The following is a 13,212-nucleotide window of genomic DNA, read 5'->3' as shown; positions in this document are numbered from 1 at the left end:
CATTCCCCGGCCTTTGCGTTTCTGTTGACGTCAGTCTAGCAGAGCAAAGCCCATGCCACCTCCCCGTGTGCGCCTTGCCCGTCACACGTCGTAGCCTTCGTCGCGGTACTGCTGCAGCTTGTAGCGCAGTGTTCTCTCCGAAATTCCCAGCTTTTCGACGGTCTTCTTGCGTGATCCACCCATTTCACGCAGCGTGGAGAGGATGTGTTCGCGCTCGAGGTCCTTCATGTTGGCTGGCCGTGCGGCCAGTTGATCCTGCGCCGGAGGGCTTGCCGGAGGGGGCGGCACCGCCGGCGAAGCGGCAAAGCTTGCCGCGAAGGCGGCAGGATTTGCCGGCTGGACGACCGCTGCCGCAGGCGGGGTCGCCGCAAATGCGGGAACCACCGGCGGCGGGGGCGCAACGGCCGATTCGGTCTGCGCCGCCGATGCGCCGCTCCAGTGCGGCAGGCACAACCGGATCGTTTCCGGACCGACGCTGTCTCCCGGCGTCAGGATCAGCACGCGGTGCAGCGTGTTCTCCAGTTCGCGCACGTTGCCAGGCCACGGGTAGCACGCCAGCAGCGCCTCGGCCTCGGGCGACAGCCGCGCCGGGCGCTTGAGCCGCGCGGCATGCTGGGCGAGGAAGTGTCGGGCCAGCGGCACGATGTCGCCCGGACGCTCGCGCAGCGCAGGAATGGCAATGGGAAACACGTTGAGGCGGTAGTACAAGTCCTCGCGGAAGCGTCCGGCCGCCACCTCCTTCTGCATGTCGCGGTTGCTGGTGGCCAGCACGCGGATGTCGAGCGCCACCGGCTTCTTGCCGCCGACACGCTCGACCTCGCGCTCCTGCAGCACCCGCAGCAACTTGGCCTGCAGCCCGAGCGGCATCTCGGAGATTTCGTCGAGCAGGATGGTGCCGCCCTGTGCCTGCTCGAACTTGCCGGGCTGCGAGGCCTGGGCACCGGTGAAGGCGCCCTTCTCGTAGCCGAACAGCGTGGCTTCCAGCAGGTTCTCGGGAATCGCCGCACAGTTGATGGCGATGAACGGGCCTGCGCTGCGCGGCGAGTGGCTGTGGATGTAGCGAGCGAAAACTTCCTTGCCAGTGCCGGATTCGCCCGACAGCAGCACGGTGGCGTCGGTCTCTGCCACACGCGCCGCCAGCCCCAGCAGGTTGCGGGTGTGCGGATCTTCGGCCACCGTGTCCTCGGCCGCGGGTGGCAGCGCGGCATAGCGACGCACGTTCTCGAGCAGCACCTCGGGCTCGAAGGGTTTCATCAGGAAGTCGCAGGCGCCACCGCGCATCGCCGCCACCGCCTTGTCCACGTCGCCGTAGGCCGTCATCAGCAGCACCGGCAACTGGGGCTGGCGCAGGCGGATTTCGTGCAGCAGCTCGAGGCCATCCATCGGCTGCATGCGCAAGTCGGTGACGACGAGGTTGAAGCGCTGGCGCTCGAGCTCGGCCAGCGCGGCCGGTCCCCCATCGACACCGGTCACGGCATGGTGGGCCATCTCCAGCGTGAAGCACACGGCATCGCGCAGCGCGGCGTCGTCCTCGACGACGAGGATGTTGAGTTGTTCGATCATGACAGCGGTGGTGAGGTCGGTTCGGTCGAAGGACTGCCTGCCGGCGCATTGAGCGACAGCGGCAGGCCCAGCGTGAAGGTGGAGCCCTGCCCCGGCGCGGAGCGCAGCAGGATGTCGCCGCCATGGGCACGCGCGACGCCACGGGCGATCGCGAGGCCGAGACCCGTGCCTTCGGCGCGGGTGGTGAAGAAGGGTTCGAACAGGCGTTCCTGCAGCTCGGGGGCAATGCCACGCCCCTCGTCGCTGACCTCGAAGCGCACCGCGGCCACACCCAGGCCGCTTGCGGTCGCCGGCAGCAAGGCAACGTCGAAGCGGACACGGCCGCCGGCCTCACTGGCCTGGATGGCATTCTCGAGCAGGTTGGTCAGCGCGCCGCCGAGTGCCTTGCGGTCGCCGACGAGTTCGGTGTCGCGGCAACCGCAGTGCGCCTCGAAGACGATCTGCCGCGCCTTCGCCAGCGGCTCGAGGGTATGCACCAGTTCCGCCGCCAGGTCGCACACGCCGAAGCGCTGCCGGCCCAGGCTGTCGCCACGGGCGAAGAGCAGCATGTCGCGGATCAGGCGCTCGAGGTAACGCAGGCGTTCCAGGGCGCGGTCGGCGACGCTGGCGCGCTGAGCGGGGTCGAGCTCGGGCTGACGCAGGTTGCCGGTATAGAGCAGCGCAGCCGCCAGCGGGGTGCGCAACTGGTGCGCGAGTCCGGCCACCATCTCGCCCATCGCGGCGAGGCGCTCGTTGCGCTCGGAGGCGAGGCGCATGCGGTGGGTGTCGGTGATGTCGTGCAGCAGCACGATGCGCTCGTCGCCCGACTCCAGCGCCGATTCGGACACCGACAGGCGCCGCGGCTCTTCGCCCCCTGCCACGGCCTCCGGCACCAGCGTCAGTTCGCCCGGCGTCTCGGTGGGCTGCAGGCGCGCCCAGGCCGCCTGCCACGCCCTGCCCACCAGCGCGCCGCCGAACAGCGCCTCGGCCGCCCGATTGACCTGGACGACATCGCCCGCACGATCGACCACCACCACGGCCGCAGGCAGCGCCCCCATCAGCACCGTCAGCCGCTCGGTGAGCTGGCCGACCTGCGCCTGCAGCGCGTTGTAGGCGGTCGACAGCTCCTCCGAGGCGCGGCTGAACAGCGCGAAGGCTTCGGCCAGTTGCGCGGCATCGAGCGGCGCGGCTGGCGATCCGGCAGGAGATTGGCTGAGATCCGTATTCACGCCCTGCACTCTAGTCGTCGTTCGCGCTATGTTAGCCGGCAAACAGGCGGCAAAAAATGCCGCTATTCACATGACCATACTTGCGCGCGCCGCGTGACAATGCGTCCATCCGTAAAAGTGGACCCCAAGGACCCGCTGTCATGGCCACTGCCGAAAACACCGCCGAGATGCCCATCGGGGGCCAGCCCCCCGCGGAGCCGACTCGCCTGCAGCAGGCGCTGCAGAACATCACCGCCCTGTCGCAGCGCCAGAAGCTGGCTGCGGCCGGCGCCATCGCGCTGGCCATCGCCCTGATCGCCGCCGTGCTGCTGTGGAACCGCCCGCCCGAGTACGCCGTGCTGTTCTCCAACCTGGACGAACGCGACGGCGGCCAGATCATCAACGCGCTGCAGCAGCAGAACGTGCCCTATCGCATGTCGCCGAACGGCAACGCGATCATGGTGCCGACCGCACAGGTCCACGAAACGCGCCTGCGCCTGGCGGCCGAAGGCCTGCCCAAGGGCGGGCTGGCGGGCTTCGAACTGATGGACGGGCAAAAGCTCGGCATCTCGCAGTTCAACGAGCAGATCAACTACCAGCGTGCGCTCGAAGGCGAGCTGTCGCGCACCGTGCAGGCCATCGCCGCCGTGGCCAGCGCGCGCGTGCATCTGGCCATGCCCAAGCAGACGGCCTTCCTGCGCGACGACCAGCGCCCCACCGCATCGGTGATGGTGAACCTGCGTCCGGGCCGCGTGCTGGACGAGAACCAGGTCGCCGGCATCGTGCATCTGGTGTCGTCGAGCGTGCCGCGCATGACGGCCGAAGGCGTCAAGATCATCGACCAGAACGGCAAGCTGCTGACCGTGCAGGGCGACCCGCTGATGCGCGCCGGGCTCAACGCCTCGCAACTGCAATACGTGCGCATGATGGAAGAAGGCTTCATCGAGCGCATCAACAACATCCTGATTCCGATCTTCGGCAAGGACAACTTCCGCGCCCAGGTCACGGCGGACGTCGATTTCAACCAGGTCGAGCAGACCGCCGAGACCTACAAGCCCAACCCCTCGCCCGACCAGGCGATCCGCAGCCAGCAGACCTCCGAGATCATCAACCCGCTGCAGGGCCCGCAGGGCGTGCCGGGCGCGCTGACCAACCAGCCACCGGTGCCGGCCACCGCGCCGCTCACCGCGCCGGCCGTCGGCCCGGGCCAGGCGGGGGCGCAAGGCGTCAACAGCAGCAACCGCAGCGCGGTGCTCAACTACGAGCTCGACCGCAACATCCAGCACATCAAGCAGGCGGTTGGCCAGCTCAAGCGCCTGTCGGTTGCGGTGGTGGTGAACAACCGCACCATCCCCAGCCCAGAAGGCGCGCCGACCAACGTGCCGCTGACCGACGACGAGATCGCGCGCATCACCAATGTCGTGCGCGAGGCGGTGGGCTACAACGCCGACCGCGGCGACACCATCAACGTCGCCAACAACGCCTTTGCCGGCGGCGATGGCGAAGCCGTGGTGCCGCCGTGGAAGGATCCCGAGATGGTCGAGCTCGGTCGCGAGGCCCTGAACTGGCTGCTCGTCCTGATCGCGATGCTGCTGGTCTACTTCGGCGTGCTGCGTCCGCTGCTGCGCACCGTCGTGCCACCGAAGGAGAAGAAGACGAAGGAAGCATCGCTCGAACCGGGCCTCGCCGGCATCGAGGGCGAGGAAGGCGAAGAAGGCGTGGTCGTATCGTTGTCGCCGGAAGCCGAAGGCGACACCTACGAGACCCGCCTGGCCCGCGCCCGCGGGCTGGCACGCACCGATCCGAAGACGGTCGCCAACCTGATCAAGGAATGGATGGGCGTGACCGAGGAGAGCCGTAAGTGACGACCCCCGAAGAAGGCCTTGAGAAGGCTGCCCTGTTGCTGATGACCCTCGGCCCGGACGAGGCGGCCGAGGTTCTGAAGCACCTCGGCCCGCGCGAGGTGCAGCGCATCGGCATGAAGATGGCGAACATGCCGCCGCAGACCCGCAGCAAGGTCGATCCCCTGCTGATGGAGATGATCGACCACTTCGGCAAGGGCGCACTGATCGAGTCGGACGAGGAACAGCTGCGCCTGATGCTAACCAAGGCACTGGGCGATGAGCGCGCCAGCCATCTGCTGGCGCGCATGATCCAGGGTTCGGACACGGCCGGCATCGAGAGCCTGAAGTGGATGGACGCCGGCACCGCTGCCGACCTCATCAAGAACGAGCACCCGCAGATCATCGCCACCATCCTGGTTCACCTCGAGTTCGACCAGGCCGGCGAGATCCTGAAGCACTTCAACGACCGCCTGCGCAACGACGTCGTGCTGCGCATCGCCACGCTCGACGGCGTGCAGCCCACTGCCCTGCGCGAGCTCAACGACGCGCTGACGCGCATGCTGGCCGGCGCATCGACGGTCAAGAAGGCCGCGATGGGCGGCGTGCGCCACGCCGCGGAGATCCTCAACTTCGTCGGCTCCGCACACGAGACGGCCGTCATCGACAACGTGCGCGACTACGATCCGGATCTGGCGCAGAAGATTCTCGACGAGATGTTCGTGTTCGAGAACCTCATGGACATCGACGACCGCGGCATCCAGACCATCCTGCGCGAGGTGCAGTCCGACTCGCTCATCGTCGCGCTCAAGGGCGCGCAGCCCGAACTGCGCGAGAAGATCTTCAAGAACATGTCGAGCCGCGCGGCCGAGATGCTGCGCGAGGACCTGGAGTCGCGCGGCCCGGTGCGCCTGTCCGAAGTCGAGGCCGAGCAGAAGGAAATCCTCAAGATCGTCCGCCGCCTGGCGGAAGAGGGGCAGGTCATGATGGCGAGCAAGGGAGGCGACGATGGCTTCGTCTAAGGCCGCTGCGCGCAGGCGGAGCCGCGCGTGAGCATTTCTCGCCACCAGGCCGTCGGTGCCTACCAACGCTGGAAGCCGCAGGACTTCGATGCCCCGGAGGGCACGCTCGAGCTCGAAGCGGAGGCCGCGCCGGACCTTCGCGAGCCGCCTCCGGCGCCCGAACCCGAGCCCGAACTGCCGGCCTACGATCCGCTCATCGAACTCAAGCTGCCTACCGCCGAAGAGATCGAGCGCATGCATGAGGAAATCCGCGCCGCGGGTTTCGAGGAGGGCAAGCGCGAAGGCCATGCCGAAGGGCTGGCCGCGGGCGAGCGCAAGGGCTACGCGGAAGGCAAGGCCAGGGCCGAGGCCGAAGCCGCGCGGCTGGCGGCGCTGGCCGACCGGCTCGATCAGTCGCTGAGCGGCATCGACCACGAAGTCGCCGAGGAGTTGATGGCACTGGCCATTGAACTGGCACGGCAGGTGGTCCATCGCACGCTGGACGAGCACCCGGAGGCCATCCTCGACACCCTCCGCGCTGCCCTCCAGCAACTGCCACAAGGCCACGCCCAGATCCGGCTGCACCCCGAGGACCTCGCGCTGGTCCGCGAGCACATGGGCGAGCAGATATCGCACGGAGGCCATCGCCTGCAGGAAGACTTTGCCCTGCAACGCGGCGACTGCCGCATCGATACCCAGGGCGCGCAGCTCGACGCCACGCTCGAAACACGCTGGCGACGGGTGCTGGAGTCGCTGGGACGCGAGCACGCGCAGTTCGCGCCGCAGGATGCGGTCGCCCCCGACGGGATCGACGACAACGATGCCCGGGAAGACGAGCGCTCGGCCGGCGGCGACGGAGCCTCCGCATGAAGCACGGTGGCGAGCTGTGGCGCGACTTCCTGTCCGATGGCCGGCGACTGGTGGAGAACGCCAGCGCCTTCGAGGTCTCGGGCCGGCTCACGCGCATCAACGGCCTCGTCATGGAGGCGGCCGGCCTGAAGCTGCCCCTGGGTTCGGGCTGCCGCGTGCTCGTGCCGGGCGGCGGCGCGGTCGAGGCCGAGGTGGTGGGTTTCAACGGCGACAAGTTGTTCATGATGCCCACCGACGATGTCTTCGGCCTCGCGCCCGGCGCGCGCGTGCTGCCGATGGAGGTGGGCGTGCCACGGCTCGTGCCGGGCAAGCGCATCGGCCCGCGCCGGCGCGCTGCAGACCGCGCCAAGCACCTGCCCGTGGGCGAGGCCCTGCTCGGTCGCGTGGTCGATGGTGCCGGCCGCCCGCTCGACGGCGCCGGGCCGCTCGGCACGCAGGAAACGCGCTCGCTGCAGGGGCGCCCGATCAACCCGCTGGCCCGCGCACCGATCAGCCAGCCGCTCGACGTCGGCATCCGCGCCATCAACGCGCTGCTCACCGTCGGTCGCGGCCAGCGCCTCGGCTTGTTCGCCGGGTCGGGCGTGGGCAAGTCGGTGCTCATCGGCATGATGGCGCGCTACACCTCCGCCGACGTCATCGTTGTCGGCCTGATCGGCGAGCGCGGTCGCGAGGTCAAGGAATTCATCGACCATAGCCTGGGGCCGGAAGGCCTCGCGCGCTCGGCGGTCGTCGCCGCACCGGCCGACACCAGCCCGCTGATGCGCATGCAGGGCGCGGCCTACGCCACAACAATCGCCGAATACTTCCGCGATCAGGGCAAGCAGGTGCTGCTGATCATGGATTCGCTGACGCGCTATGCGATGGCGCAGCGCGAAATCGCGCTGGCCATCGGCGAGCCGCCGGTCACGCGCGGCTATCCGCCAAGCGTGTTCGCCCGCCTGCCGGCGCTGGTCGAGCGCGCCGGCAACGGCCCCGAAGGCGGCGGCTCGATCACCGCCTTCTACACCGTGCTTGCCGAAGGCGACGATCAGCAGGACCCGATCGCCGACTCGGCACGCGCCATCCTCGACGGTCACTTCGTGCTGTCGCGCAGCCTGGCCGACCAGGGCCACTACCCTGCCCTGGACATCGAGCAGTCCATCTCGCGTGCGATGCACAACCTGGTCGGCGACGACCACTTCGCCGTCGTGCGCCAGTTCAAGCAGTTCTTCTCGCGCTATCAGCGCTCGCGCGACCTGATCGCGGTCGGCGCCTACCAGGCGGGCGGCGACCCGGTGCTGGACACGGCGGTGCGCCTGTACCCGCGCCTCGAGGCCTTCCTCCAGCAGGGCATCAACGAATGCGAGCCCTACGACAGCGCCCTGCAGAAACTTGCGCAGGTGTTCTCGGGCGGCGCGTGACAGGGTCCGCACCGGTCCGACGCCGGGGGAAGACCCTGCGCGCGCCAGGGGCTAGAATGCATGAACCCCCTGCCGACCCACGATTTCCGACACTTCGCCGCAGCCCCAGATGAGCAATCAGTTCCACCTGCAGCCCCTTCTCGACCTCGCCCAGACCCGCACCGATGACGCCGCGCGCCGCCTGGGCGAACTGGTTGCGGCGGAACGGGACGTCGCGCAGAAGCTGCAGATGCTCGAGGACTATCGCCACGAGTACAACGAGCGCTTCATCGAAGCCGCGCGCGGCGGGCTCAGTCCGGACGCATGGCGCAACTACGGCGCCTTCATCGCCAAGCTGGACGAGGCAATTCTCGCACAGCGCAGGGTGCTCGAGCAGTCGCGTACCCAGACCACGCTAGGCCAGCAGCAATGGCTTGCGCAGCGCAACAAGCTCAAGGCGTTCGACACGCTGTCGCAGCGCCATCAGGCCGGGATCGCCCGCAGCGAGGCGCGCCAGGAACAGAAGATGGCCGACGAGCACGCCGCCCGCAGGGGCCTGGCGAGCTTCGACGGCGACGGAACAGCGAACGACTGAAGCGCCGGAGCGTGCCGCGCAAGGCGGCAAACGAATCAATGGCACGTATCTTGCTTTAAGAGCCTTGCTCATTCGCACAAGAGGCGCCCAGACCATGTCCGCAACCGTTTCCGCCACCAGCCTGACTCAGGACTTGCAAGGCAAGCTCGGTCGAAACCTGTCCGACCGAGCCATGCTCGTCGGCCTTGGCGGCCCACGCAGTCAACCGGATTCCTTCTCGCGCACGCTGCAAAGTCAGTTGCGCAACCAGCAGTCGGCGCGCGCCGAGACAACGTCATCGCGTGCCGAATCCGCCGCCACGCGCACGCGGGACACCGAACGCAGCCCTCAACGCGAGGCCGTGCGCGAACCCGAACGCACGCCGTCGCGCACCTCCACGGCCTCGGGCGAACGCGCCGAGGGCGACGCGCAGGCCAACCCGAACAGCGCCAGCCCCGAAGCGGCAACAAACCCGAGCAGCGCCAGCCCCGAAGCGCCCGCCGGCAAGCAGGGCGATGGAAATTCGGCCCAGCAGGATGCCGACCGGCGCCCGGAGACCGAATCCGACACGGCAAGCGCAGCACGGACCGACAATCCTGACGCGGCGGCGGTTGCCGGTCTGCCGGCAGCGATTGCCGCCCTGCGCGCGGAAACGACGACGGACAGCGGTGAAGCCGACCTGCTTGCGGGTGACAGCGCCGGCAAATCGCTTCAGAATGCCGGCCTGCTGACGAAAGGCGATGCAGGGTCGTCTAACGCCGGACAGTTGCCCGACGCTGCGCTGCAGGGGCGCCTGCCGATCGCCGCACTGGCTGCCGACAAGACGGCCAGCGCCTTGCAGGCGCCCACGACCGAGGGCGGCGACGATGCAATCCAGCAGCCGGGCCAGGCATCGGGAGGGCATCACGGCACGAACCTGTTCAGTGTCCTGCGTCACTCAGCGGCCACGACACCGGCCACGCCACAACTGCCGGTCCAGACGCCGGCGGGCCAGCAGGCATGGGCCGAGGATGTCGGCAATCAGGTTCGATGGATGCTCGGCCGCGCGGAGAGCAAGGCCGAGCTGGTCCTGACGCCACCGAACCTGGGCAAGCTGGAGGTCTCGATCGCACTCAACGGCGACCAGACGACGGCGCAGTTCGTTGCCTCGAGCCAAGCCGCCCGCGACGCGCTCGAACAGGCGCTTCCGCGCCTGCGCGAGATCCTCGAGCAGGCCGGCATCAGCCTGGGGCAGGCCAACGTGAGCACCTCGGAAGATCAGGGGGCGGGCGCCGAAGGCGGCGGACAAGGCCAGCGTGGCGGCAGCAGCGAGACAACAGCGGACACGACCGACGGTGCAAGCCGGACGACGTGGCTGCGACAACACGACGGACTGGTCGACACCTTCGTCTGAAGCGCTTGAATTGGGGCTGCTCTGCCCCACTTTTCCACGCTTCGCGGCGTGCGATCTTCCGGGATAATTCTTGCAAGGTATCAGGAGGATCGCATGGCCAAGGCGCCAACCAAACCGGAAGCAGGCGAGGACGCTGCCCCCAAGAAGAAGGGCAAGCTGCTCATCATCATCGTCATCGTGCTGCTCGTGCTGCTGATCATCGTCGCAGGTGGCGTTGGCGCACTGCTGCTGCTCAAGAATAAGGACAAGGGGAACGAAGAGGCCACCGCAGACGCAGTCGTCGTGCCGCAGGCAGCCCCGGTCGTCGATCTGTCCAAGCCGCCCACCTTCGTGCCACTCGATCCGTTCACCGTAAACCTGCGCCGTGACGAGGGCGACCACTACCTGCAGGCGGTCATCGTGCTGCGGGTCTCGGACCCCAAGCTCGGCGAAAGCCTCAAGGGCTTCATGCCCGAGATCCGGCATCGCATCAACCTGCTGCTCTCGAGCAAGCTGCCGTCCGAACTGTCGACGACGGAAGGTCGCGAATACCTGGCCGCCAGCATCGTCGACGAGGCCAATACCGCGCTCGGCTTCCCGGTCCAGACCGACGCCCGCGGCCGCACGACCTCGAACGGCCCGATCCAGGCCGTGCTGTTCAACTCCTTCATCATCCAGTAGCGGACAACCACCATGTCCTCGGATTTTCTCTCTCAGGAAGAGGTTGACGCCCTGCTCAGGGGCGTCACCGGGGAATCCGACGAGCCCGAAGTAGAGGAGGAGTCGAGCGAGGGCGTGCGCCCCTACAACCTGGGCACACAGGAACGGATCGTGCGTGGGCGCATGCCCACGATGGAGCTGATCAACGAACGCTTCGCGCGCTACCTGCGCATCGGCTTGTTCAACTACATGCACCGCAACACGGAGGTGTCGGTCGGACCGATCAGGGTGCAGAAGTACGCCGAGTTCGTCCGCAACCTCGTCGTGCCCACCAACCTCAACCTGGTGACAGCCAAGCCCATGCGCGGCACCGGGCTGGTGGTGTTCGACCCCAACCTCGTCTTTCTGGTCGTGGACAACATGTTCGGCGGCGACGGGCGCTTCCACACGCGCGTCGAGGGCCGCGACTTCACGCCGACCGAGCAGCGCATCATCCAGGGCATGCTCAATGTGGTGTTCACCGAGTACGCCAAGGCATGGGCGCCGGTGTTCAAGCTCGAGTTCGAGTACGTGCGCTCGGAGATGAACTCGCAGTTCGCCAACATTGCCACGCCGTCCGAGATCGTCATCGCAACCACCTTCTCGCTCGAGATGGGCGGCGCCCAGGCCGAGATGCACGTGTGCTTCCCGTACTCGATGCTCGAGCCGATCCGTGACTTGCTCTACTCGACGATGCAGAGCGACCACATCACGTCCGACCGACGCTGGATCAAGTTGCTGTCGCGCCAGTTGCAGACCGCGGAAGTCGAGCTGCGCTGCAACCTGGGAACCGCGCGCGTCACCCTGCGCGACATCGTCGACATGCGGGTGGGCGACGTGATTCCGCTCAACGTGCCCGAGGTCCTGCAAGCCGAGGTCGATGGCGTGCCGGTATTCGAGTGCCGCCAAGGAACCAAGAACGGGCAATACGCCATCCGGGTGGAGCGTTTCCTCGCGCAGGAAGAGGAGCCCTCGCCCTTGTTAGCTGGAGGCCAGAATGGCTGACGACGACCAGATTTCCGACGACGATTGGGCAGCCGCGATGCAGGAGCAGGCGGCCAGCGAAGCCGGCACCGCCACCGACGACGAAGCCAGCCGTGTTGCCGCAGAGCTGGCGGCCGCGGCGATGGGCGACTCGCCCTATCAGGCCCGCCCTGCGAGCCAGATCTTCGAGGACTTCGGCGCGGGTGCCGGCAACAAGGGCACGCTGAACGACTTCGACATGATCCTCGACATCCCGGTGCAGATCACCGTGGAGCTGGGGCGCACCAAGCTGTCGATCCGCAACCTGCTGCAGCTGGCCCATGGTTCGGTCGTCGAGCTCGAGGGCCTGGCCGGCGAACCGATGGACGTGCTCGTCAATGGCACGCTGATCGCCCAGGGCGAGGTCGTGGTGGTGAATGACAAGTTCGGCATCCGCCTGACGGACATCATCAGTCCAGCCGAACGCATGCGAAAGATCCGCAACTGAGCACCGGACTGCCGTGCATCGCCTGACGTTTCCGCACCTGACTCTGGCCCCGACCCTGGCCCTGACTCTGGCCCTGCTGCTGACCGCACCCGCCGTCATGGCGCAGGCGGCCGATGCACCGGCCGCCATGGGCAGCCCCTCCAACGACCTGACCGGCAGCCTGATGCAGATGCTGTTCGGCCTCGCCGTGGTCATCGCCCTGCTGCTCGCCTGCCTGTGGGTGATCCGCCGACTGGCCACCCCGCGCGGCAGCGCCGCGGCGATCAAGGTGCTGGGCGCCGCGGCCGTGGGGCCGCGCGAACGCGTGGTGCTGGTGCGCCTGGGCGAACAAGTGCTGGTGCTGGGCGTCGCACCCGGCAGCGTCACCAAGCTGCACGAGATGAAACCCGAAGACCTGCCCCTGCCGACCGAGGGCAACACAACCCCATTCCCGCCCAACCGGGCCTTTTCGGCCTGGTTGAAGCAGGCCATGGAGCGACGCGATGCACGCTGATCGCGCCATCCGGCTGACGACGATGCTGCGCATCGGCCTGGCGCTGGCGCTCGCCGGCCTGCCCGTGCTCGCCCAGGCGCAGGCCCTGCCCGCCATCACCACCACGACCACACCGGCCGGCGGCACCACCTACAGCCTGACCATCCAGACGCTGTTGCTGATGACGCTGCTGAGCTTCATCCCGGCAATGGTGCTGATGATGACGAGCTTCACCCGCATCATCATCGTGTTCTCGCTGCTGCGCCAGGCGATGGGCACGCAGACCTCGCCGCCCAACCAGGTGCTGCTGGGGCTCGCGCTGTTCCTCACATTCTTCATCATGGCGCCGGTCGCCGAGCGTGTTTATACCGACGCCTACCTGCCGATGTCCGAAGGTCAGATCCAGTTCGACGAGGCACTGCAGCGCGCCTCGGTGCCGGTGAAGACCTTCATGCTCGCCCAGGTGCGCGAGCCGGACCTCGAACTCTTCGCCGGCCTGGCCAAGGTGCCGCCGGTGGAAAAGGCCGAGGACCTGCCGATGCGGGTCGTGATCCCCGCCTTCGTCACCTCCGAACTCAAGACTGCCTTCCAGATCGGCTTCATCGTCTTCATTCCCTTCATCATTATCGACATGGTGGTCGCCTCGGTGCTGATGTCGATGGGCATGATGATGATGTCGCCGGTCATCGTTTCGCTGCCGTTCAAGATCATGCTGTTCGTGCTGGTCGACGGCTGGACGCTGCTGATCGGCTCCCTGGTCAACAGCTTCGCGGTCTAGCGCAG

The 13,212-nt window shown here is 67.7% G+C and carries 13 protein-coding genes; 11 read left to right on the top strand and 2 right to left on the bottom strand.

All coding sequences use genetic code 11. The features are described from left to right. Positions 1 to 81: 81 nt before the first annotated feature. Both AC731_RS01240 and AC731_RS01235 read right to left on the bottom strand, forming a co-directional pair. Entirely contained in the window at positions 82 to 1,563 is a 1,482-nt protein-coding gene (locus AC731_RS01240) for a sigma-54-dependent transcriptional regulator (RefSeq protein WP_048708759.1), read from the bottom strand. After that, on the bottom strand, positions 1,560 to 2,780 hold the full coding sequence (locus tag AC731_RS01235; protein ID WP_048708757.1) for a sensor histidine kinase: 1,221 nt from the start codon (positions 2,778 to 2,780) through the stop codon (positions 1,560 to 1,562). Before AC731_RS01235 ends, AC731_RS01240 begins: the two co-directional genes overlap by 4 nt. Before the next feature lie 131 nt (positions 2,781 to 2,911). Between AC731_RS01235 and fliF the strand changes: the two genes are divergently transcribed. The 11 genes from fliF (at position 2,912) to fliP (ending at position 13,207) form a co-directional block, all read left to right on the top strand. Next, complete coding sequence (fliF, locus tag AC731_RS01230) at positions 2,912 to 4,615, top strand: flagellar basal-body MS-ring/collar protein FliF (RefSeq protein WP_048708756.1); 1,704 nt, start codon at positions 2,912 to 2,914, stop codon at positions 4,613 to 4,615. Further along, the gene (fliG, locus tag AC731_RS01225) at positions 4,612 to 5,613 is read left to right on the top strand and encodes a flagellar motor switch protein FliG (RefSeq protein WP_048708755.1); all 1,002 of its coding nucleotides are present in this window, start codon (positions 4,612 to 4,614) and stop codon (positions 5,611 to 5,613) included. The genes fliF and fliG overlap by 4 nt, the downstream gene beginning before the upstream one ends. Positions 5,614 to 5,640: 27 nt before the next feature. Then, positions 5,641 to 6,462, top strand: coding sequence for a flagellar assembly protein FliH (fliH, locus tag AC731_RS01220; protein WP_048708754.1), 822 nt, complete (start codon positions 5,641 to 5,643; stop codon positions 6,460 to 6,462). Next, complete coding sequence (fliI, locus tag AC731_RS01215; protein ID WP_048708752.1) at positions 6,459 to 7,862, top strand: flagellar protein export ATPase FliI; 1,404 nt, start codon at positions 6,459 to 6,461, stop codon at positions 7,860 to 7,862. The genes fliH and fliI overlap by 4 nt, the downstream gene beginning before the upstream one ends. A gap of 109 nt (positions 7,863 to 7,971) precedes the next feature. Next, positions 7,972 to 8,436: a flagellar export protein FliJ gene (gene fliJ, locus AC731_RS01210; protein WP_048708750.1), complete on the top strand. Its 465-nt coding sequence runs from the start codon at positions 7,972 to 7,974 to the stop codon at positions 8,434 to 8,436. Between the two features lie 94 nt (positions 8,437 to 8,530). Beyond that, positions 8,531 to 9,808, top strand: coding sequence for a flagellar hook-length control protein FliK (locus AC731_RS01205; RefSeq protein WP_048708749.1), 1,278 nt, complete (start codon positions 8,531 to 8,533; stop codon positions 9,806 to 9,808). A gap of 93 nt (positions 9,809 to 9,901) precedes the next feature. Next, entirely contained in the window at positions 9,902 to 10,468 is a 567-nt protein-coding gene (locus tag AC731_RS01200) for a flagellar basal body-associated FliL family protein (RefSeq protein WP_048708747.1), read from the top strand. A 12-nt stretch (positions 10,469 to 10,480) separates the two neighbouring features. Then, positions 10,481 to 11,491 (top strand): flagellar motor switch protein FliM, encoded by a 1,011-nt coding sequence (fliM, locus tag AC731_RS01195; protein ID WP_004264534.1) that lies wholly within the window; start codon positions 10,481 to 10,483, stop codon positions 11,489 to 11,491. After that, a complete protein-coding gene (gene fliN / locus AC731_RS01190; protein WP_004264535.1) occupies positions 11,484 to 11,957 on the top strand; it encodes a flagellar motor switch protein FliN in 474 nt (157 codons plus the stop codon). Before fliM ends, fliN begins: the two co-directional genes overlap by 8 nt. A 13-nt stretch (positions 11,958 to 11,970) precedes the next feature. Further along, positions 11,971 to 12,450 carry a flagellar biosynthetic protein FliO gene (gene fliO / locus AC731_RS01185; protein WP_237266581.1) on the top strand — a complete coding sequence of 160 codons (480 nt, stop codon included), beginning with the start codon at positions 11,971 to 11,973 and terminating at the stop codon, positions 12,448 to 12,450. After that, entirely contained in the window at positions 12,440 to 13,207 is a 768-nt protein-coding gene (gene fliP, locus AC731_RS01180) for a flagellar type III secretion system pore protein FliP (protein ID WP_004264540.1), read from the top strand. Before fliO ends, fliP begins: the two co-directional genes overlap by 11 nt. Positions 13,208 to 13,212: the final 5 nt, after the last annotated feature.

It is taken from the genome of Thauera humireducens, from assembly GCF_001051995.2.
Taxonomy (GTDB): Bacteria; Pseudomonadota; Gammaproteobacteria; order Burkholderiales; family Rhodocyclaceae; genus Thauera; species Thauera humireducens.
Note: the sequence above shows the minus strand (reverse complement) of the source record. Positions and strands in the feature narration are given on the sequence as shown.

Bases quoted from the DNA above. Each gene is read 5' to 3' on its own strand.
- AC731_RS01240 (WP_048708759.1), bottom strand. From the start codon at position 1,563: ATGATCGAACAACTCAACATCCTCGTCGTCGAGGACGACGCCGCGCTG.
- fliF (WP_048708756.1), top strand. From the start codon at position 2,912: ATGGCCACTGCCGAAAACACCGCCGAGATGCCCATCGGGGGCCAGCCC.
- fliI (WP_048708752.1), top strand. From the start codon at position 6,459: ATGAAGCACGGTGGCGAGCTGTGGCGCGACTTCCTGTCCGATGGCCGG.
- fliJ (WP_048708750.1), top strand. From the start codon at position 7,972: ATGAGCAATCAGTTCCACCTGCAGCCCCTTCTCGACCTCGCCCAGACC.
- AC731_RS01205 (WP_048708749.1), top strand. From the start codon at position 8,531: ATGTCCGCAACCGTTTCCGCCACCAGCCTGACTCAGGACTTGCAAGGC.
- AC731_RS01200 (WP_048708747.1), top strand. From the start codon at position 9,902: ATGGCCAAGGCGCCAACCAAACCGGAAGCAGGCGAGGACGCTGCCCCC.
- fliM (WP_004264534.1), top strand. From the start codon at position 10,481: ATGTCCTCGGATTTTCTCTCTCAGGAAGAGGTTGACGCCCTGCTCAGG.
- fliN (WP_004264535.1), top strand. From the start codon at position 11,484: ATGGCTGACGACGACCAGATTTCCGACGACGATTGGGCAGCCGCGATG.
- fliP (WP_004264540.1), top strand. From the start codon at position 12,440: ATGCACGCTGATCGCGCCATCCGGCTGACGACGATGCTGCGCATCGGC.